This is a genomic window from Gracilibacillus ureilyticus, from assembly GCF_900111195.1.
Lineage (GTDB): Bacteria > Bacillota > Bacilli > Bacillales > Amphibacillaceae > Gracilibacillus > Gracilibacillus ureilyticus.
In genome coordinates, this window is sequence record NZ_FOGL01000002.1 from 1 (window position 1) to 21669 (window position 21669).

Below are 21669 nucleotides of genomic sequence, written 5' to 3' on the forward strand. Positions count from 1 at the left end.
CTTCACACGCTTGAAGAGGGAGACTTCTGTCGGAAGTTCGTTAAAGCAAGTGAAAAGAAGCTCCGATCCTCAGAAAAATATTTTAAAAAGAGAGTTAACGAGGTGGGAAAAAACACTAACAAATATGCGGGCATTATACCGGCCATATTCGCTCGAAGAACCATGGAACCCGTTGTTGTACAAGCAGCAGGTTAACTGCTACAGAAAGTATGTGAGCCTTGTGTTAAAGGAACCGGAATATCAGAATAAGGATAATCAGCAATTTATCCTGCAAGAAATGAGATATTTCATAGATAGTCATAACACGAACTTTTGGCTGAAGCTAAGTCACCAGGAAATAACGAGTGTGCAAAAGAAATTCATGCTGATTTTATCTGAATTCAAGAGACTGCATGCCTCTCAGGCTTAAGCAATAATAGAATAGATCATACTTCAACCTTCATTTCCTGGAGGTTTTTTTAATGGAGATATCACACGGAATGAGGGGCTGCTAGTCAACGCTTAATCTGACAGATTACAGAAAAAAGACATCCACATATGATGTCTTTTCCTCTCTATATTTATCATGCCTTATTCATTATAAATTTCTTTATAGGCGATTACTTTCAAAGCAGCTATTTCCTCTTCGGTAAAATGCCTTTCAGCTTCCATGATGAGCTCTTCCTTCGTCATGTGCCCTTGCTGAACTTTGGATTGTATGTCCTGCAGTTCATTTATCCCAATTTTACTCACTATTGCTCTAGTAGCTTCTTCTTTAGTAGTAAACGGTAATGTACTTTCATCCGCAGATTCGGCATCTGCGATAAACTCCTTTAACTCTGGGTCACTTTCAATGGTTTGTTTGATCATTTCCATTTCGCCACTATTAACCAACTCAGTAGATACTATTTCCATTAGCTTTTCAGATGCTATTTTTGTTCCAAAGTGATAAATACCATAACCAAGACCTGCTAGAATAATAATAATTATAATAAGATATTTAAAAAATCTCATTTTTCTTATATCACCTCTCCATCTAAATATACTATATTGCAAGAGAAATTTCCTTATCTTTTAATCTTGTTAATTCTACAAAACTTTTATACGAGTCAAACAAAATAAGGGAGAATGTCCTTCCTTATATTTTGCCCTGCGCTGATTCAGACGGTTGTTTTTCTGAATTGTATGTAGCCTCCTATAATTAAACCCATGATTTCCCGATTTTTTAAAAAAAGAATATTCGCAAATTCCCAATGCGTGGTTCACCACGTGTTCACACCCTTTAGATTCACTGATAATTGGTTTAAAAAGCTTAGAGGGGTAGTATCTTTGGCGACAAAGCGTGATATCGAAGGGATCATTTTAGGTTCATGTCTCAGAGAATACAGAGAAAAATTAAAAGAAAAAGATTCGAAGTGGACACAGCAATACGTCGCTGAACAAATTGATCTGGATGATAAACATTACGGTAAACTGGAAAGAGGATATCATTCGGACCTTCGTTTCAACACGATCAGACTTTTATCAAAAGTATTAGGCTTCTCCATTGATGAGCTCTCAGAAAAGATCGATAAAGAATTAGAAAAACAGAATAAACAATCTGAATAGTGGATGTGTTTATCATGACAGGTTTATATCAAATAACAAAGAAAACAATGGCTATCATGCCCGCTTTTGAGTTTAATTACAGTTCAAAAGTGCTGGAAACAGATACGGTCAAATATCTAGACGAATCTCCCATACATATTATCAAATCAAATTGTCTAGCAGGTGGCGCAAGTTACGAAGGGCGCAAAAAAGCAGTAATCCATCACCTGTCTTTTCACCAGAAAACTCCCATCCCGATTTACCTCCAACATGATATATATGCTTTCCCGACAAGATCACCACAATCTATCCATTGCAGCTGGCTCTTTCACCACACTATCAGAAAAATCACCACTCAAAATAAACATACTCTTATCATATTTCATAATGGACAGCAACTACAGGTAGAAGACTCCTTTTATTCGATCAAAAAACAATATGACAGGACTGGAATGTGTAGAGCAGTGTTTGAGTATGGCATTAATCTGACAATATAGGTTGGAAATTTGATGAAACAATCTTGAGGATAAGGTTTTTGTCCTAAAGATTAAAGAAACGGAAGTAAATAAAGGTAGAGGGAGACTAATGCTGCCTATATATGTGAATTTAACATATTTAACAATATGATCAATAAATGGTATAATTATCCTAATATCCAAATGAAGATAAAGAACGAAGACAGAGTCATTATAAACTGATGGGAGACAAGGTTTCTATCCTTCTTGGGTAGAAAAAAATTAATAATTTCAACGAGAAAATTGGAGAACATCTTATAAAAAAGATGATTAACAGAAATGAAAGTAATAATGCGGGAACAATGCGTGATATTACATATTTGAAGAGCGATTATTGTGAGGGGTAGTACACATAGCTATACGGAGGAAGTTCTGCAAAATGTATGATATTAAAAACTACAAGACCTTGGAGCCTTGGTAGAAAAAGTCTATTTAATAGAGATAAAAGATCACTAATTAACTGTTAAATAAATTCTCCTTCATTATTGGAAAGGCACCCTGAGAATAGGAATATTGAGGATATTCGGATGTATTCACCACATTTATTTTGTAATTAAAAAAGAAAGGTTGTTATATCAGTGTTAAAGACTATTCTTGAGAAGCTTGCTGAAGTTACAAATATGGATCCTTTAGAGGTCGCAATATGGTTTATAATACTAGGTATATTTGTATGGCTGTGTAAGGAGTTTAAAGCGCATCATCAGAAAAATAAGGAAATATGGAATGCCAAAAACGATCAATTTATGGTGAATATAAGTAAATCTTTATCTTTGGCATATCAATCTAAATCTGACCCAGCAAAAGACCAGGAATTTTTTAATTCAGTATTTGATTGTTTCCCATTATGGAGTTCATATGAAATTGAGGAAGTCAAAGTTATTATAGAGGATGATTCTATATCGGACCATGAGAAAATAGAAAAAATAAAAGACAAACTATATCAGCAACTGATTAACTTTAGTGATGAAAACAAAAAATTAAAGGAAATTAAGTCAGGACTAGAAGCTGTAGACTATGCACTTAATAAGCTGAAAGATTTAGTACTTCCAATTGTACAAGCACTTTTCACTCTTGCTGGAGTCGTTATCAGTTATGTGATTATATCAATTGGAGACAATATAACTCTTTCATCCATTAGGTTGTTTTCGCTTTTACTTTTAATCCTCTTACCTATTGCTTACATAGATTTTTTTCAAAAGAAAAAGCTGAAAAGTAACAGTATTCTCTTTATCATCTTAAGCTTTACTTCATTAATATTTATAGTTCTTCAAAATAATTCCTATTTTATTATAATGGGAGGAGCCATATTTCTAAGTTCCTTATTATGCTTATTTAAAATGGGTTTGAAGGTATCATTATAGCGAAGTAAATTCAAAGTTAATGGGTATAAGACACAGGGAATGTCATAGTGCATATTTAAAAGTGAGATGACGAGCCCCTGTATCTTTATTTCTTTTGGTTGTGGCACGAATTGAAAAGTAATTCTACTCTCAATACGTATTATCAATATGGCTCTCACATGTCATGTGATGTTTTACGTTTCTGTCGGGTATGGTTTTTGTTTTTCACTTTATGTGATCCTGCTAATGGTTCGCCGTATGGCTGTTGGGGACTTTCTGGTAAATCAGGTTGTTCCTGCTGTTTTGGTCCTTTGCGGTTTTTGGACATCTTTATTCACCCTCCATGATTTATTTACGGTTTCTGAGCATGCTTAATGAAGGTGTTTTCATCTTCGATTAAACCACATGCCCCGCATTGTATTCTTTTGTCAGGGCCATTATAGGCGACATGAAAGGCTTCTAACGGTTCCTGCTCATAATTATTAATCACTTCTCCAGTAGATGCGTTTAGTTTTACCGGTTTGGCAACTTGCTCAATTACATTAAAACGTGAACGGTTAGTTTTACATCTAGGGCACTGGTAAGGCTGATTCAAGAAAAACACCTCCATGATTATGATGTTATTTAGATAAGTATTGCTGCAGAACTCGGACGATACTTACCCATTATTTTCTCTGATTCCTGTAAAAATATACGAACTTTTCTAATAATGAAGGAGTCTTCTAATGTACGTTCTATGTGAGCAGCAAAAGACTTAAGATTACATACAGTATCAAGAATTATTAGTGGTATAATTATACATATATAAATAATATTTGGAAGTAATTAACGAAAGTCGGTGAATCTGAATGACTAAAATCTTCTGTATAAGTGGCCCATCTGGTGCAGGGAAATCTTCGTTAATAGAGAATACTGTAAAAATACTCGATAATGCTGTCAGCTTTTATTTTGATGCTTATGATTCAACTTTAATGTTCCCTGAGAATGTTATGGAGAAATTAAGCAATGGAGATATAATTAGTCCAGCTGATGTGAAAAATGATTTATTCATGGAAGATTTAAAGCTTCTAGTCTCAGGGCATGCGGTGACAGACCCATGGGGACGCACTCTACAACCGTCTGATATTATCATTTTGGAAGAGCCTTATGGAAGATTGAGGCAGGAAATGGACATGCTGATACATAAATTAATAGTGATTGATTTGCCTATGGAGATTTCTCTCGCCCGCAGAATATTAAGAAATATCAACAAGGACTTTGCTGCTAAAACTCCAGAGGAACGACTCGAGCAAGTAAATGAATATTTAACTGGATTCGTAAATGGTACAGGGTGGGCAAACGCTTATCTCTATAATCTTCTCAAGGAAACCTCTGATTATACGATTGATGGACTGCAATCAGCTGAAATAATGGCAGATCAATTGAAGGATTATATCGTTGGAAACATTTAACTATGCGCCGGTTTGGCTTATAATGGAAATACAAACCCTTAAAAGGAGGAATTTTGTATGATTACCGGATTACATCACGCACAGATTACTATCCCAAAAGGTGCGGAACAACAAGGCAAGGATTTTTATTGCAACGTATTAGGGCTATCTGAAATTGACAAGCCTGATTCCCTTAAAGGAAGAGGAGGATTCTGGTTACAGGTTGGAGACAAAGAGGTCCATGTAGGTACAGAAGAGGGCTTTGACCGATTATCTACAAAAGCACATTTAGCTTATCGGGTGGAAGATGTTTCATACTGGAGAGATGTATTGACTGAGAACAATATCAAAATTTTAGATTCTGTACCGATTCCAGGGTATGAACGCTTTGAATTTAGAGACCCGTTTGGCAACAGAGTGGAAATGATTAAAAATATTTAATCAGGCATTCATTTTTTCATTTGGTTTCTCTAAAAGGAGGGGAATCCTTTGCATTTATTAAGTATAAGCGATTTGTCTGAACATGAAATAACCCGCATTTTTACTTTGGCAGATAGTCTTACCTATAATCAAGGTATAGGACCTTTGAAAGGAAAGACATTTGTTTTGTATTTCCCGGAATCAAGCATAAGGACAAGAATTACTTTTGAGAAAGGCATCAAGGATTTAGGGGGAGAATGTATTCTGTTTCCTCCGGATAGCCTTGATAAACGGGAAGAGTTAGAAGATGTGATGCAATATCTAGAAAACTGGGCAGACGGTATTATTGTAAGACACTCCGATTTTGCGAAAGTTAAGGAATTATCTCATCACAGTTCTATACCTGTCATTAACGCAATGACATCAGAAAATCACCCATGTGAAATTCTTTCAGATCTTTTTTCCATCAGTAAAATTAGAGAGAACTACCGGGATCTTGTATACACTTTTGTTGGTCCAGCAGGTAATATCTCGAGATCGTGGATGAATGTAGCGAAAGTAATGAACCTTGATTACCATCATGTCTGTATGGAGGGTAATGAATTGGGTGAAAACAGTCTTCATTATAAATTTCATACAGAGCTTGAAAAGGTATTGGTATCAAGTGATGTGATATTGACAGATTCATTACCAGACCATTTAAGAAACCATGACTATATAAATAAATATCAAATAACTTTAGAGAGAATGAACTTGGCCAAAAAACATGCCATATTAAATCCATGTCCACCTTTTTTCAGGAATGAAGAAGTTAGTGAAGATGCTATTTCATCCAAATATTTCGTTGGTTATCCATTCAAAAAGAATCTGCTATATGTCCAGCAGGCAGTAATTTTATCGTGTCTTGGAATGGTAAATGTAAATTAAGGTGGAAAGGAGAATGTAATATGGAAACCGAACGTTGTAATATCAATCTGACAAAGCAATCTGATTATAATGACTTAGTCGAGTTATATCACGATAACAGGGTGTGGGATTATTTGGGCGGGAAGCGAAGCTCACAGCAAATCGAAAAGAGAATTAGCGAATGGATAAATCCCGAAGAAAATTGCATGTATTGGACAGTGAGAGAACGAATTTCAAGTGCATTTTTAGGATGTATTATATTAACACCTCACTATGACGGTGAGTATACTCAAGTCTCATATATGTTTTTATCAAGATACTGGGGTAACGGTTTTGCATTTGAGACGGTAAGTCGAGTTTTGCATCATTTTTTTAAGGTTAATATCAACAAAAAGCTCATAGCTGAAGCACAATCGAAGAATACTGCTTCATGCAGCTTATTGAAGCGACTTGGATTTCAAGAAATTAAGAAAGTCGTTCGATTTAATTCTGAACAAATCATTTTTGCTATAGACTACCCAACGATTTCGAAATTAGCATGAAAAACTCCCTTATCGCTCATAAAAATAATTGAAAAAAACAGCTGATACAATCCTTTAAGAAATAGGGATTGTAGTTTTTTATTTAGAAGCTATTCTTGAGCGGATGACATGAAACTGAGGCATATACATGCTTAAGTTTTCTTAAAGCAGTATTGAGGTGTAGCTATAACAAAAAGTTGACAGGAAGATTATGGTGTTATAAACTCTTTATAGACCGACGGTCGGTCGATGAAAGGATTGAAATGAAATGATGCGCATTAGTAAGGATTATGATGAAAGGAAAAATGAAATTCTTGATACAGCTGAAAGGCTGTTTCATACGAAAGGTTATGAGAAGTGTACGATCAATGACATATTAAACGAAGTAGGAATTGCAAAAGGTACCTTTTATTATTATTTCAAATCAAAACAGGAAGTCTTAGATGCAGTTGTATCAAGGTATTCAGAATTTATCATCAATAGATGTGAAAAAGTACTAAGAAAAGATATTACTCCTGTGGAAAAGCTGATACGCCTGTTTCTGTCAATGCGGATCAACAATGAAGTGGGCGGTGATGTATTGGAGGAGATGCATAAACCTGAGAATGCTTTATTACATCAGCAGACACTGAAAGAAATTGTTGTAGTGATGGCACCATTTTTGGTTCAAGTTATTGAAGAAGGAATGGATAAAAAGGTTTGGAAATGCAAATATCCTTTAGAATATATGCAGATTTTTCTGGCATCTTCGATAACGTTAACTGATGAGGGTATATTTGATGTTGATGCCGATTCCCAGCAAAGAATCCTGGTTGCATTGATTTCGTTGCTCGAGAAAATGCTCGATGTGCCGGAGGATTCCTTTCTGCAGTTGTTCAATGAAAACTGGGGGTAACGTTATTAGAAAGAAAGCTCGCTAAAACTGAATAGGGATAGGGGAATATGATGAAAGATTTTATGATGATATGGGCAGGAAACCTCGTTTCAAGTGTTGGGAGTGGAATGACAGCATTTGCTGTAGCGGTATATGTTTACCAGGGCACCGGGAGTGCGACATGGGTCTCGATTGCAACACTTCTGGCATATCTTCCGACGATACTATTAAGTCCTGTTGGAGGAATTCTAGCTGATCGGTATGACAGAAGACTGATGATGATATGTGGTGATTCGTTATCGGTGATAGGCCTTCTTGTCATATTTTTCAGTGTTCAAACAGGTGATTTTGGAATCCCTGCAGTACTGTTGGGTGTAACGATTAGTTCCATTTTTGGCTCATTACTTGGTCCTGCTTACAAGGCTACTGTAACAGATCTCCTCACAGAAGAACAATATGCAAAAGCAAGCGGTATGATTCAGATTTCGGGGGCATCCAAGTATTTACTTTCTCCTTTTCTAGCGGGAATCATTCTCTCTTTTTCAGATATTAAGGTCATTTTACTAATCGATATGGCCACGGTTTTTGTAACAGTTGTCGCAGTTGCATTAGTAAGGAAACATATCCCGGCTGTTAAGAAAGCTGCAGATGATTTTAATTTTTTCAGAGAATTTAATCAAGGAATGAAAAGTATCACAGCTAATAAAGGGGTTAGCAGTCTGGTGTGGCTAATGGCATTTATGTGTTTTTTTGTAGCTTTTATTCAGACACTAATGGCACCGATGCTTCTGGCATTTACAGATGCGAAAACACTTGGATTTATAGAGTCTGTCAGTGCTGTCGGGATGTTAGTCGGCAGTATCATTATCGGCATATTTAATATTAAGTATAATTTTCCGAAAATTCTTACTATCTCTCTAATGGCCGCCGGTGTATTTATGGCGATGACAGGTACAACTACGAATGTGAGACTGATTACAGTTTTCTGCTTTTTGTTTTTCATGGCATTGCCATTTATTAATACCTGTGCTGATGTGTTGATCCGCAGAAGGATACCTAATGAACTACAGGGAAGGGCATGGGGAATGATCAGTGTGCTAACACAGGTTGGCTACATAGTGGCATATGCAGGTTGTGGTCTGCTGGCTGACTATTTCTTTGCCCCGATGCTGATGGAAGACGGTATTCTCGCAAGAAGTATAGGGCAGTGGATTGGTACCGGAGAAGGGCGGGGAATTGGTTTCATGCTTATGATAACTGGAATTTCAATGTTTGGGCTGGCGTTTGTTTTCGGCTCAACAAAAAGTATTACAGAGATGAGAGGGACTGCAAATGAAGTGGATGTTAGTTAAAAATGATTTAAAAAGGAATAAAGTCATTAATTTCGCCTTATTTTTATTTATGTTTTTTTCTGCAGTTCTTGCGGTCTCGTCCATTATTATGGCAACACAAACATTTACATCCATATCCAATCTATATCAGACAGCACAGCCACCTCATTTCCTCCAGATGCACAAAGGGGAAATCAATCAGGAGGAAATTGATGAATTTATGTCAGACTACGATGATTTAACATACTGGCAGACGAATACAACGATTGCTGTCTATGGTGAGTCTCTTACTGTGGTGAGTGATAATCGTACATATAACCTCTCAAACTCACAGCTAGATATTGCTTTAGTAAAACAGAACGAAACAAGAGATCTGCTCTTAAATTCTTCTCATGAAAAGATAGCACTTGAAGAAGGTGAAATCGGTATTCCCGTCCTGTTGAAAGAAACGTATGGCATGGAGATTGGTGATCATGTTAGATTAACCAGCAACGGTGTTAGTAAGGAATTTGTAATAAAGGAGTTTATTCTGGATTCCATGATGAATTCAACGATGGCTTCTTCTACGAGGATTTTACTAAGTGATGAAGAATTTAATATGCTTGAAGGTCAAGTAGGAGAAAATGAGTATCTGATTGAAGCCTATTTTACCGAAACAAGTGAAGCTTCGAATTTCCAAACTGCTTATGAAAATGCAGAACTTCCCCAAGATGGACAGACAATAACCTACACGATTATTTTCCTTCTAAGTGCTTTAACGGACATCATGACTGTATTTGTATTACTGCTGGTAAGTGTACTGTTAATCATCGTTTCTTTTATCTGTGTTAAGTATACAATGATCACAACTTTGGAAGAAGAAATTAGTGAAATCGGTACAATGAAAGCGATTGGACTTCCTTTTTCTGAAATAAGAGACTTGTATCTTTATAAATACAGGGCATTAGCGGCAGCAAGTGTAATGGGAGGATATCTTCTTGCCTTGTTGATAAGCAGTCTGCTTACAAAGCACATTACTGCAACATTTGGTAATAACAGGACCGATCCTTTAGCGATCGTATTATCACTGATCGGCGCTTTTCTCGTATATCTTCTGATTATCTATTATTGTAAAAAACTGTTGAACAAGATGAAAAAAGTGACTGTGGTGGATGCTTTGGTTCAGAGGAAAGGGTTTGAGAAGGATCAAAGGATAAAGAATGGCCTCTATCAATCAAAGAAGCTTCCTGTTAACTGGTTAATCGGATTACGTGAGGTCTTCTTTCAGTTTAAAAACTGGATCATTGTATTTACTGTTGTATTAATCGCTGTTGTGATGATACTCATTCCAGTTAATCTAATGAATACATTGGAGGCACCGGAGTTTATTACCTATATGGGGAGTTCAGAAGAGGATATTCTGATTGAGATAGAAAACGGCGAAAAGCTTGCAATTAGCTATGAAAATGTGAAAAAAGTTTTAGAAAATGACGGGACGGTCCAACACTATAATGAATTCCGAAGAGTGCGTGTTCAAACAACTGATACGGAAAAGGAACGAATCAATCTTACGGTAGACAATGGGGTTAATTCGGGGGCAGAGCTGCAGTATCTTAGTGGAAAAGCTCCTGGAGCAGGAAATGAAATTGCGCTTTCTTACCTTAATGCTGAGAAAGTCGGAAAAGGTGCTGGTGAACAAATCCTACTTTACGTTAATGATAATCCGCAACAGTTTATTATTTCAGGAATTTATCAGGATGTAACAAGTGGGGGGTACACGGCAAAGGCACAATACAATTTTTCAGAGCTCACTGCTGAAAAATACACGTTTTCAGTAAATCTTCACGATCAAGTTGATGAGAGAGATAAAGCGAATGAATGGTCTCGAATCCTGGGGGGTGCCGTAACTGTCCATCCTATGGAGGAGTTCATAAATCAAACATTGGGCGGAGTTGTAAAGCAGTTAAGAATGATCGTTTTAGCCAGCAGCATCATTGGAATATGCTTAACAATCCTTATTACTGTGATGTTTCTAAAATTACGACTGGCAAAGGATTTTTCAGAAATAGCCGCATTAAATGCGATCGGCTTTTCTGAAGTGGATATTAGACAACAATACTTGATAAAAACAGGCGCTGTTGCCATGACAGGTATATTGGCTGGGATCGTAATAACAGATGTGCTGGGGGAGAGAATTGTTAGCAGTCTGCTAAGCCTTTCAGGACTTGGGATTAACAAGGTTGCATTCATTAGCAATCCTTTCATCGAATATATCATTTGTCCTGGGCTTTTACTGGTTCTGATCCTTCTTGTAACATGGATGGTGATGAAGACCATTCAGAATTACAATCTTATTTCTAATATAAATAAATAGAAGACTTAGGGGATGGATAATTTGAAGACATTATTAGATGTACAGAATTTAGGTAAAAGGTTTGAAGGTACACAGGTGCTGAATGATATAAACATTAAGGTTACCGAGGGTGAGTTCATCGCAATCATGGGACAGTCCGGATCAGGGAAATCCACTTTACTTTATAACATAAGTGGAATGGACAGACCGACTTCAGGGATGGTGTTGTTTGGTGGTAAGATAATTTCTAAGCTCGATGATAAAAAAATGAGTGAAATTAGATTAAAGCAGATGGGGTTTATTTTTCAGCATTCCCATCTGCTAAAAAACTTATCAATTAGGGATAATATCGTATTTCCGGGATTTAAAGCTGGCAGGTACCCAAGAGACAAAATAAATCAAATGGCGGATGCTCTAATGGAGAAGACTGGAATTAGCAATGTGGCTGATCATGATATTAAGAAAGTATCTGGTGGTCAATTGCAACGCGCAGGAATCTGTCGGTCACTCATTAATCAGCCGAAGATTTTATTTGCTGATGAACCAACAGGGGCATTAAACAGCAGTACTACAAAGGATGTAATGAACATAATCAACAAAGTAAATACAGAAGGTACAACGGTCATTATTGTTACCCATGATGCGAAAGTGGCTGCAAGGGCAGACAGAGTCGTTTTTCTGATGGACGGGACCATTCATGATCAACTGAAGCTGGGGAAATATGGTGGGGAAAATGAATTATCTCGTGAGAAAAGGTTATCTGGCTGGTTAGAAAAACAAGGGTTTTAAATGACGCTCACAGAACAAAAAGCAGATTGTTCTGTGAGCTGTTTACTTGAAGCAAGGGTTGGCTTAGAAATTGTAATCCCAATCCTCTAAATCTTCTTCTACATCTTCTTCCTCAAAATAAATAGATGCTTCCTCTAATGTATAACTTTTTCCTGTATCAGAAGTGTATTTTAACAATAATGGTTCTTTAAAGTCAGCATCACTCGATGATAAGATGATTTCATAGCTATACTTCTTATTATCTTGCATAAAACTGCCTGAAACAAAATGGGCATTTTTATAAATTCGTCCTGTGTAGTCACTTAATATTACCTGTTTTTCATCATCATTCTTCACAATTTGGTAATCTTGATCTGATTCAGGATGCTCTACCGTGTTACTTTCCTGTTCTGCAACAAAGTCTTTTACAGTTGAAATAATGATTTGTTTATTTTCTGCTGTCTCTTCAGCCACTTCTGTTTCTTTATTATTTGCCGGATTACTTGTGGTATCCTCATTATTCCCGCATGCCGCTAATAAAGCAAGAGATAATGCGCAGAAAGAAATCAATAATAATTTGAATGGTTTCTTCATTTTTTATCCTCCATTTTTTTAGTCTGTTTACTATTTTAACATGTATATCATTTCATTCCATATTTTCCTTATTAGAGGATAGAACCACCCTTTGCTACTGAAGAAAAATGTTCTTGAGTCAGAACTCCTGCTATAACTATTTTTGTTCTATCATTTTCTAAATGGAAGTGGGGAACTAATGGCCTCACGATCTATTCTTTTCAGATGAATAGACTTAGCTAAGTGAGATGAGTTTCATGAAAATCGTATGCATGTGGTGAACATACTGGTATAATTTTGGTAACTATGTAATGAAACAGGGAGGTAAAAAGTGAATAATAAATATCCAGAAATAGATGAGGTGATTGCCTATATTCATGAACATCTAGATGACGCCCTTACGCTTTCTCATCTAGCTCATCAAGCTGCATACAGTCCTTATCATTTTTCGCGTATCTTTAAACAGAAAACGGGCCTTTCTCCACACCAATATGTATCCTCACTAAAACTTCAAAGAGCAAAAAGTCTATTACTTAATACAAATTTAACTATCCGTGATATAAGTATGGAAATTGACCAGCAAAGTTTGGGAACCTTCACCACACGATTCACTGAGAGAGTGGGGATGACTCCGACCCAATTTAGAAAATCACCTGATCAAGTCAACATGTATTTGCAATCACTAAAATATCATAGTAATCTCAAACAACATTTCATAATGGGAGACCAGTATAATAATGTGGAGGGAATAATTGAAGCAGAGGTCCCACTTCATGGTGTTATTTTAATTGGTTTATTTTCTAAACCAATACCAGAGGGGCTGCCTCAATACGGAACATTACTATCTTCGTTAGGCTATTTCAAGTTTACTGATGTTCGGCCTGGAATATATTATTTAATGGCAACAGCAGTATTCTGGGAAATGAAGGCATGTGAAGTACTAATACCGCATCAAACATTGCGGGCAAAAGCTGATCAGCCGATCCAAGTGCGGAAAGGCTTAAAGATCCCTAAGCAGCACCTCACTCTTCGTGGCCCCCGTCTGGATGATCCGCCAATTCTCATATCATTACCTGTATTGATGAAAAACTATCTAAATCGTATGTGATAGCAATTTATGAGAAATTTACGAGTTCCCAACATGTTAGGATAAAAATGGTTAGTAGATAAAATCATTTTCTAGGTGGAGGGATAAAGAATGGAAAGTAATTATTCAAACCTGGTACAGACTTACTTCAAAGCATACGAAACAAAGGAAAGAGCAACATTGGAGAAATTACTAAGCGAGGAATTTACGTTTAGCAGCCCTGTTGATGATCAGATTAATCGAGAGACGTATCTTGAGAGATGTTGGCCTAGTAGTAAAGATATTGATAAATATCACATTCATAATCTCTTTACAGATGGGAATGAAGCTTTCGTTCGTTACGACTGTTTCTTAAACTCTGGAGTTAACTTCCAAAATATGGAGCGCTTTCGATTTTCAGATAACCAAATCACAGCTATTATTGTTTATTTTGGTTTTGATTTTAGAAAAGATACTTTTGCAGAACTGAGAGCTAAGCGCTTCAATGATGCCTTTGCTTCGGGAAATGTTGACTATATCATCGGTAACACTGCAAATGATGTTAGCTGGCATCTTGTTGGTGCAGATGAACTTCGAGGAAGAGAGTCGGTGAACAAGATGTTAGAACCGATGCGCGGAGTAGTCCCGAAAGAATACAAAACAAATAATATCCTAATACATGGAAATAAGGCAGTTGTTGAAGGGACGATGATTATGCCAAAAGCAAATGGTGAGTACCAGTCGTATGCTTATTGCGATGTTTATACGTTTGATCAATCAAACAAGGAGACAATAAAAGATTTAACAGCATATCTAATTGAGCTTCCGAATGAGAAGGAAAAGAAGACTAATTAAAATGAAAGGCTCTTTAGAAGAAACAATAGCAATATAATGAGATATTCAAAAAGTTCATGGATTAATAATTGGCTGCCTTTCTCACTTTTGAGAAAAACTTAAACCCAAACACCTTTTTTCATAAAGGGGACTACTATGCCCGGCTTATGGAAACCGGGCATAGTAGTTAGAAATAAGAGTTTTGCTCTATTCCTGTGTCAGCTCGTCCTGCTTTTTCTTTTTCTTCTTTTCTCGTTTAGGTCCTTTTATAATTTCCAGCTTTGCTGTTTTATAAAAGGAACCGCCCATTAACAGGATCACGACCGAAAACGGAAGTGCGGCGATAATCAGCATATTTTGCAACCCTTGCGTACCGCCAAAATAGACGATAATTGCGGCCATTGCTGACATCGTAAGCCCCCATGTGATTTTCACCGAATTAGGTGGGTTGATCGAGCCATATGTACTGAGCATACCTAGCACAAATGTTGCTGAATCAGCCGAGGTGATGAAAAAGATGGCGATAACCACAATCGTAATCATTGACATCAATTGACCTAACGGATAATGCTGAAGGACACCAAACGTTGTTGTTTCAAGAGAATAGCTCGAAATAGCATCAATGCCGTTTTGTTCAATATTTAAGGCAGAGACTCCGAATACGGCGAAAAAGATAAAACATACGAGCGCTGGGACGATAAGAACCCCAAGCATAAATTCCTTGATCGTTCTTCCTCTTGATATTCGTGCAATAAAAATCCCGACAAATGGCGCCCAGGAGATCCACCATGCCCAATAGAAGATTGTCCAGTTATCAATCCATGTCCTTCCTTTTTCATTTAATGGGGACAGACGGAAACTCATTTCGAAGAAGTTTGTAATATAACTGCCAAGCGTCGTTGTGAACATATTTAAAATATATAATGTAGGACCAACGATAAATAATAATAATAACAGTACAAATCCAAGTCCCATGTTGGCATTACTTAAGTATTTAATTCCTTTCCCGATGCCTGACCATGCCGAAAATATAAATAAAGCAGTGGAAACCGCCAAAATGATTAACTGCATCCCGAAATTATTCGGTGTATTAAAAAGGTAGGATAAACCCCCGTTGATTTGCGCTGATCCAAATCCTAACGTGGAAGCAACTCCGACAACTGTTGCAAAAATAGCGAGTGTATCGATTAACTTACCGAGCACACCCTGCATTCTTTTTTCCCCGAAGATCGGTATAAGTGTTGCACTTATTAATCCTGGAAGCCCTTTTCGGAATTTGAAATAAGCTAACACAAGTGCCACCACGCCATATACTGCCCATGCGTGTACTCCCCAGTGGAAAAAGGAATATTGCAATGCCTGCCTGATTGCTTCATTCGAGCCTGCCTCTGCACCTGGCGTACTTTTAAAAGCATGGGAAATTGGCTCAGCAGTTGTCCAGAATACTAATCCCATCCCCATTCCAGCACTGAATAACATGGCGAACCATGTAGCTAGTTTGAAATCAGGCTTGTCCTCTTCCTTACCTAATTTTATTTTTCCAAATCTCGAGAAAATTAAATATACACAAAAAACGAGAAAAATCATAATAATTAAAAGGTAATACCATCCAAATGCTTGAGAAATAAACGTCGTAATACTTGATGTTACTGTCTGTAAATGTTCTGGAGCAAACGCTCCCCATATAACAAGTACGCCGCAGATTGCAAGCACGTACCAGAAAACGGAACTTACATTTTTCACAATTTCACCTCAAATAAAATTTTATAACTTCCCAATTATCCCTTAACAGCCTGGAAATATCAAATCACTAAGAAATTATGGAAAAATGTGGGCCCAAGTACTCGGATTCAGTCATTATTAAAATCTCCAAAAAATAGAAATTTATTAGATGGGAAAAGCAGTGGTTTAGCATCGGAAGAAAAGGCCGAAATTCTATTCGGATGGGCTGTGGATATTAAGAATGGACCAATGGTCTGGTATGTTATAATACACCTAATAAAAATTGGCGGGAAGAAGGGGGAGTGATACGATGTTAATTCAATGTACAAAGGCTTTGCAGAAATATTTAAAAATCGAACCTAATCAAAAAAGTGTACAAGAGCATTCTTTAACCGCCTGGCACGGACAGGTGAAAAAATTCAATCGAAGAAATACTGTTATCCTGGTGCATGACAGCAGCCTATATGTTGTCATATTGAATGGTGTGAAAGCCAAAGATTTGAAAAACTTCGATCGGTTAGTAAAGAAAGCGATAGCTGATACATTCTGTGCGGATGGATTTAATGAACAGGTGATATGGGAAGAGCTGTTAAAAGGAGATATATCCTATACATCAACAAAAGATCGTAAAACTGTTGCTAGTTTAAATCAATTAGTACAAGAAATTGAATTTTTTATCGATGAGGCCGATCCTGAATCACTAATACAAGCGGAAATATGTAAAAAGGTCAATATAAGATTATATAAGTCAAGTACTGGAAAATATGTAAAGCCAATTGAAGAAATGCAATCAATTCTAGAGAAGAAAGCAGGTCAGAGAGCTTTTCTGCAACCAGCTGTTCAAATAAAAGTAACTTTGAGACTGGATACACAACAAGTGTGGCGAAGGCTAGTTGTACCGCTAAATCAATCTTTCTATCATTTACACTGCATATTACAAAAAGCCTTTAATTGGTCTGATTCCCATCTCCATGAGTTTCAGCTTTATAGGGAAAAAATATCATTCTCAGATTTTTATTTGCCGCAATCAGATTATGTGCTTGTTTCTAATAAGGAAGCTTTTGCATATCAGCAGGGTGGCCAAATAATGGAATTTACTCATCAGGTTGTCATAGGCGATGCATTGGATCAATTTAAGAGCATTGTATATACATATGACTTAGGGGATGATTGGCAGCATATCATTAAAATTGAAAAATGGATTGAGGAATTTGATACACGATATCCTGTCTGCCTGGATGGTGAAGGAGCTACACCCCCGGAAAATGTGGGAGGAATCCCGGGTTATAATGATTTCTTAGATATTATTCAATCAGAGGACCACCCGGATAAGGAAAGTATATTAAGTTGGGCAGAATCTGCGGGGTATCGTTCATTTAATAAAGAAAAAGTCAACGAACTGCTTAGTCAATGGAGTAGAATCTGAACAGGGATGATCAGAATACTAGAGCCCGATTAATGATGAAAGTAATTATCCAGTTCAATTGAGATCATCCCATATTAACTTCTCTACATCTTGGCAGAGATCTCTTATTTTTTTGTAATAGAACTAATAAATTGGGAGGTCTGTATTATGTCCAGCCGGTTAGATGTTGTGATAGGTATTGATGGAGGAGGGACTCACACTCGAGTATTAATCGCTGATTTGGAAGGAAACAAATTATCTTATACCGAAAAGGGAGCTTCATCTATAAAAAAAGATTTGAAAGCTGTAGAAAATGTCCATGAAGCAATCCGAGAGGCATTATCACTAGCGTCCTGTGAAATCTCAAATGTAAAGGGAATTACCGCCGGAATTGCTGGGCTTGATTCAGTGGAGGATTACAAATGGGCAGATGAACTTGTGAGTATAGAAGGATTGAATTGCCCCAAATGGATTGTAAATGATGCAGTGATTGCTCAGTCAGGTGCTTTCTTGATGGAACCAGGAATTGTAGTGGTATCAGGTACAGGCTCAATTATTTTTGCGATTAATGAGTCAGGCAAAGAGATACGCAATTTTGACTTTCACCAGTATGCTTACAGTGCAGCGCGTTTTTTATCATATGATGTAATTTTTGAAATATTATCTGGCAACATTAATCACACTGATCAACATCTAGTTGAAGCGGTACTAACTTATTGGAATGTGAAAAATATTAATGAACTTAGATTGTTAGGATTAGAAGGCTTTATTGAAGATGAAAGAGAACGTAACAGATTTTTCGGGCGGATGGGGATTTTAGTTACAGAAGCTGCAAATGATGGAAGCGACCTTGCGAAAAGGGTTTGTAATCGATCTATTCACCAACTAGTTGTTGGTATTGAGATATTAGGATCATGTTTTTCATCTGACTTTGTCCCCGTAGCATATATAGGAAGTGTTTTAGCAAGTCCTTATATGAAAACAGTTTTAACGGAATCCTTACAACAGAGAAGCCGGAAAATATATGAGGTTAGGGATCCTGTACTTTCCGCCGTTAGCGGAGCAGTGTTAATGGCGTTAACGAAGCTCGAATTGCCAATAACGGAAGAAATAATTAATCGTTTAAAAAAAATTTAGTACACGGGAAGGGTTCTGTGCTGTGGAGCCTCCCCGTGCGGTTAACAAACTGAATCTTCGCACTCTTATTTGACAATAGATTATAGACTTCTTTATCGTTTATCTCTTTTTCACAGGAAGCCAGACTTCACTATAAGCGTAACCTTCTTTATCCGGATCCACTTTCGTAAAAGAAAAAGATGGAGCATTAATCACTTCATAATCAGAAGCTGGAAGCCATTCTGAATAGGTTTTTGCCATCGTTTCCTGCAGAGTAGACGGAAATGGCCCCTCGTTTGGAAATACTGCCCATGTGCATGCTTCTACATGTACGGATTGTAATCGGTCACTTACTTCTTTTTTCGTTGTTAGAACACCTATCAGGTGAGTTAAGTCACCATCCTCCTGTAAAAAGTTAGCATCAGCCTCATAGGAAGCATTTACAATTTCATATGGCGCTATATCTTGAAGGGCGTGCATTTCTTCTTTTTGTTCATCCGTTATGCTCTCTGCCAGCTTTACAATTTCATTATTTACGCCTTCGAACTGCATAGGAACCCGTTTACTTACACCAGCTAGGTAAAACGCAGGTTTTTCTTCTATTCTCCATTCCATAGTAGTTCCTCCTTTAACGGTTATGATGAATGAAAGTTTGGGATATGTTTTGCTTAATCCTTTTTTAGAAACATCAGAGGGTAAAACGCCGCTCCACTTCTTAAATGCTCTGGTAAAGCCGTCGACTGACTGATAACCATATTTAAAAGCAATATCCGTAACGGCCTTACCGTTCAATAGCTCCTTATTGGCTTCCGACATTTTTCTATTTCTTATATATTCATTCAGCGTCAATCCTGCGAGATAAAAGAAAATCTTCCGAAAATGATAGTCGGAAACCTCAGCATATTCAGCGACCTTTTCCATGGATAAATCATTAGTTAAATGATCTTCAATATAGTCAATCACTTGATTTAATTCCTTTAACACGATATCCCTCCTTTTCATGTCTTCATAATAGCAAAGCTTATTTTGAAATACTCGATATTATTAATATGAAAAATATCGAATGGTTAAACAGATATATTACTGGATAGAAATAAGACAAGAATAGGTGAAGAACCCTCTGGGAAATTGGGGGCAAGTACTTTTCCAATAACATGGGAAATAAAACAAAAAAACTCCCATCGCTGAGAGTTTCTTAGTATTTCATTTACTGTTTATAAAAACATCTTCCAATGACTGCTGTTCTATTCGTATTTCAAATAATTGAATTCCTGAATGTATCAGTTCCTTTGATAATTTTGCAAGATCATTATCGTCCTTCACCTTCACAACAGAATAAGGCTTTTTCGATGAGACAAATTGCACCTCAAAATCCCAGGTTGCCGATAATTCAGCTAATTTTTCAGATGTTAGTCCAGGACTTGTTCTGATTGCTGCATTGATTTCGTTTGTCGTATTATTATGCTTCAATTCAGACGGAGTACCGAGCTTTTTAATGATTCCGTCACTGATAATGCCGACACGGTCACTGACTTTATCAATTTCATCTAAATTGTGTGATGTTAAGAGAATCGTTTTCCCCTGCTGCTGCAGGTTGGTGATCAGTTTTCGGATATTAATTGCAGACTCGGGGTCCAGTCCTGAAGTTGGTTCATCAAGGATAATTAATTCAGGGTTTCCTAATAGAGCCTGTGCGATACAAATCTTCTTTCTCATCCCGAATGAATAGGATTTTATTTTTTTCCGTTCGGCACCTTCTAAGCCAACGTCTTTCATCAATGCTATGTAGTCTTGCTTACTCCGTTTGTCGCCAGCAAGCTTCCCCATATAATGGAGGAACTGTACGCCTCTCATCTGGTCATATAAGTTGGAGATATCGGGCATTACCCCAATTTTCGATTTTACTTTATCAAGATTCTGGTCAGGAGCACCCATTATCGTAAATGATCCACCGCTTTTATTGATGATGCCTGTAAGAATATTGATAAAAGTCGATTTACCAGCACCGTTATGTCCGATAAAACCGAAAACTTCTCCTTCGTAAATAGTTAAATCTATTCCGTTCAGTACATCAGAAGAGCCAAACCGCTTTTTCAGACCTGCTGCATGAATTACTTCATTCATTATAAATCCCTCCTTTTCATAATCACGACACTTATTATTAAAAAGATGATACTGAAAATCAGCGGTATTAATAGTTTGATAGATTCATCTTCCATATAATAGTAAGGTAACAGATATTTAAAAGGGAGAAAGTACCACTTTTCAGACGATACGCTAATTAATCCTAAGACAGGCAAGGAAATTCCTAATAGAATTCCTAAAAACATAGTAAGCTTTGACTTTGGAATAATACTGGAAATAAAAAGCACAAAACTGATAACATACAATAGAAAAAGGATTGTTTTAAAGTAATGTGCCAAATATAATTCCCCGGAAATCATTGTCAGGATAATATATGAAATAAGTATCGTTATCATCCAGAAAAACAATATTCCAAGAGCTTTTCCAATTACAATTTGCCAGCGGGGAATTTTATTAACGAGTAAACGGATCGTGCGCGTTTCTATTTCTTTATTGATTACATCATGCGAAATAGCAAAAACGAACAAAAAGCCGAGTATTAATATAATGATTGATACTGCACCAGTGTAGATTGAAGCCCCATCCTCTTGAGCGGACATAAACGCATCGAGTAACCCTGGATTATCTTCTAGAAAACTAGCAGACAGATAGGCAATAAACGTCAAAAATAAGATAATGAGAATAGACCGGACGCTTTTAAATGAGTCAGTAAATTCCCGCATTAACACGTGAACCATAATAATTTTCCTCCTTTAATTCCTCTTATGTACAGGGGTTTAAACCATATATTTACTATAATTCCTTAACCTGTATTACACTAACATATTTATCCAAATATTAAAAGTTAAATTTACTGATATGAATA

The 21669-nt window shown here is 36.8% G+C and carries 24 protein-coding genes; 16 read left to right on the forward strand and 8 right to left on the reverse strand.

The annotated features are described in order from the left end of the window. On the forward strand, positions 1–409 hold a 409-nt coding region (locus tag BMW36_RS20250; RefSeq protein WP_175480336.1), incomplete at its 5' end, for a hypothetical protein. Positions 410–570: 161 nt separating this feature from the next. Here BMW36_RS20250 and BMW36_RS03005 read toward each other — a convergent pair. Continuing rightward, positions 571–993 carry a hypothetical protein gene (locus tag BMW36_RS03005; protein WP_089738892.1) on the reverse strand — a complete coding sequence of 141 codons (423 nt, stop codon included), beginning with the start codon at positions 991–993 and terminating at the stop codon, positions 571–573. A 315-nt stretch (positions 994–1308) separates the two neighbouring features. Between BMW36_RS03005 and BMW36_RS03010 the strand changes: the two genes are divergently transcribed. From BMW36_RS03010 to BMW36_RS03020, 3 genes are all read left to right on the forward strand, one after another. After that, complete coding sequence (locus tag BMW36_RS03010) at positions 1309–1587, forward strand: helix-turn-helix domain-containing protein (RefSeq protein ID WP_175480337.1); 279 nt, start codon at positions 1309–1311, stop codon at positions 1585–1587. Positions 1588–1601: 14 nt separating this feature from the next. Then, positions 1602–2063 (forward strand): competence protein ComK, encoded by a 462-nt coding sequence (locus tag BMW36_RS03015; protein WP_089738897.1) that lies wholly within the window; start codon positions 1602–1604, stop codon positions 2061–2063. Positions 2064–2659: 596 nt separating this feature from the next. Next, entirely contained in the window at positions 2660–3442 is a 783-nt protein-coding gene (locus BMW36_RS03020; RefSeq protein WP_089738900.1) for a hypothetical protein, read from the forward strand. A 154-nt stretch (positions 3443–3596) separates the two neighbouring features. Here the strand turns inward: BMW36_RS03020 and BMW36_RS03025 are convergent, their stop codons facing one another. Beyond that, on the reverse strand, positions 3597–3749 hold the full coding sequence (locus tag BMW36_RS03025; protein WP_089738902.1) for a small acid-soluble spore protein P: 153 nt from the start codon (positions 3747–3749) through the stop codon (positions 3597–3599). A 24-nt stretch (positions 3750–3773) separates the two neighbouring features. Further along, positions 3774–4016 carry a DNA alkylation repair protein gene (locus tag BMW36_RS03030; RefSeq protein WP_089738904.1) on the reverse strand — a complete coding sequence of 81 codons (243 nt, stop codon included), beginning with the start codon at positions 4014–4016 and terminating at the stop codon, positions 3774–3776. A 253-nt stretch (positions 4017–4269) separates the two neighbouring features. Between BMW36_RS03030 and BMW36_RS03035 the strand changes: the two genes are divergently transcribed. From BMW36_RS03035 to BMW36_RS03070, 8 genes are all read left to right on the forward strand, one after another. Continuing rightward, positions 4270–4872 carry a nucleoside/nucleotide kinase family protein gene (locus BMW36_RS03035; protein WP_089738907.1) on the forward strand — a complete coding sequence of 201 codons (603 nt, stop codon included), beginning with the start codon at positions 4270–4272 and terminating at the stop codon, positions 4870–4872. Between the two features lie 57 nt (positions 4873–4929). Next, positions 4930–5292, forward strand: a complete 363-nt coding sequence (locus tag BMW36_RS03040) for a VOC family protein (protein WP_089738910.1) — start codon at positions 4930–4932, stop codon at positions 5290–5292. Between the two features lie 48 nt (positions 5293–5340). Continuing rightward, entirely contained in the window at positions 5341–6198 is an 858-nt protein-coding gene (locus tag BMW36_RS03045; protein WP_089738912.1) for an ornithine carbamoyltransferase, read from the forward strand. Positions 6199–6218: 20 nt separating this feature from the next. Continuing rightward, entirely contained in the window at positions 6219–6719 is a 501-nt protein-coding gene (locus tag BMW36_RS03050) for a GNAT family N-acetyltransferase (RefSeq protein WP_089738914.1), read from the forward strand. A gap of 247 nt (positions 6720–6966) precedes the next feature. Further along, a complete protein-coding gene (locus tag BMW36_RS03055; RefSeq protein ID WP_217640947.1) occupies positions 6967–7593 on the forward strand; it encodes a TetR/AcrR family transcriptional regulator in 627 nt (208 codons plus the stop codon). A 47-nt stretch (positions 7594–7640) separates the two neighbouring features. Next, positions 7641–8924: an MFS transporter gene (locus tag BMW36_RS03060; RefSeq protein WP_217640948.1), complete on the forward strand. Its 1284-nt coding sequence runs from the start codon at positions 7641–7643 to the stop codon at positions 8922–8924. After that, positions 8905–11256 (forward strand): FtsX-like permease family protein, encoded by a 2352-nt coding sequence (locus BMW36_RS03065; protein ID WP_089738919.1) that lies wholly within the window; start codon positions 8905–8907, stop codon positions 11254–11256. Before BMW36_RS03060 ends, BMW36_RS03065 begins: the two co-directional genes overlap by 20 nt. A gap of 12 nt (positions 11257–11268) precedes the next feature. Further along, positions 11269–12024, forward strand: a complete 756-nt coding sequence (locus tag BMW36_RS03070; RefSeq protein WP_089738921.1) for an ABC transporter ATP-binding protein — start codon at positions 11269–11271, stop codon at positions 12022–12024. Between the two features lie 63 nt (positions 12025–12087). Here the strand turns inward: BMW36_RS03070 and BMW36_RS03075 are convergent, their stop codons facing one another. Next, on the reverse strand, positions 12088–12597 hold the full coding sequence (locus BMW36_RS03075) for a hypothetical protein (protein ID WP_089738923.1): 510 nt from the start codon (positions 12595–12597) through the stop codon (positions 12088–12090). 310 nt (positions 12598–12907) lie between these two features. Between BMW36_RS03075 and BMW36_RS03080 the strand changes: the two genes are divergently transcribed. Continuing rightward, a complete protein-coding gene (locus BMW36_RS03080) occupies positions 12908–13684 on the forward strand; it encodes an AraC family transcriptional regulator (protein ID WP_089738926.1) in 777 nt (258 codons plus the stop codon). 90 nt (positions 13685–13774) lie between these two features. Further along, a complete protein-coding gene (locus BMW36_RS03085) occupies positions 13775–14497 on the forward strand; it encodes a nuclear transport factor 2 family protein (protein ID WP_089738928.1) in 723 nt (240 codons plus the stop codon). 186 nt (positions 14498–14683) lie between these two features. On the opposite strand, the gene BMW36_RS03090 is transcribed toward BMW36_RS03085, so the two are convergent. Next, a complete protein-coding gene (locus tag BMW36_RS03090) occupies positions 14684–16219 on the reverse strand; it encodes a BCCT family transporter (RefSeq protein WP_089738930.1) in 1536 nt (511 codons plus the stop codon). A 289-nt stretch (positions 16220–16508) separates the two neighbouring features. Between BMW36_RS03090 and BMW36_RS03100 the strand changes: the two genes are divergently transcribed. Then, complete coding sequence (locus BMW36_RS03100; RefSeq protein ID WP_089738934.1) at positions 16509–17624, forward strand: plasmid pRiA4b ORF-3 family protein; 1116 nt, start codon at positions 16509–16511, stop codon at positions 17622–17624. Between the two features lie 147 nt (positions 17625–17771). Continuing rightward, complete coding sequence (locus BMW36_RS03105; RefSeq protein WP_089738936.1) at positions 17772–18740, forward strand: BadF/BadG/BcrA/BcrD ATPase family protein; 969 nt, start codon at positions 17772–17774, stop codon at positions 18738–18740. Between the two features lie 99 nt (positions 18741–18839). Here BMW36_RS03105 and BMW36_RS03110 read toward each other — a convergent pair whose 3' ends face one another. From BMW36_RS03110 to BMW36_RS03120, 3 genes are all read right to left on the reverse strand, one after another. Further along, the gene (locus BMW36_RS03110) at positions 18840–19703 is read right to left on the reverse strand and encodes an AraC family transcriptional regulator (RefSeq protein WP_089738938.1); all 864 of its coding nucleotides are present in this window, start codon (positions 19701–19703) and stop codon (positions 18840–18842) included. A 219-nt stretch (positions 19704–19922) separates the two neighbouring features. After that, complete coding sequence (locus BMW36_RS03115; protein WP_089738940.1) at positions 19923–20843, reverse strand: ABC transporter ATP-binding protein; 921 nt, start codon at positions 20841–20843, stop codon at positions 19923–19925. Then, positions 20843–21541, reverse strand: coding sequence for an ABC transporter permease subunit (locus BMW36_RS03120; protein ID WP_089738942.1), 699 nt, complete (start codon positions 21539–21541; stop codon positions 20843–20845). The genes BMW36_RS03115 and BMW36_RS03120 overlap by 1 nt, the downstream gene beginning before the upstream one ends. Positions 21542–21669: the final 128 nt, after the last annotated feature.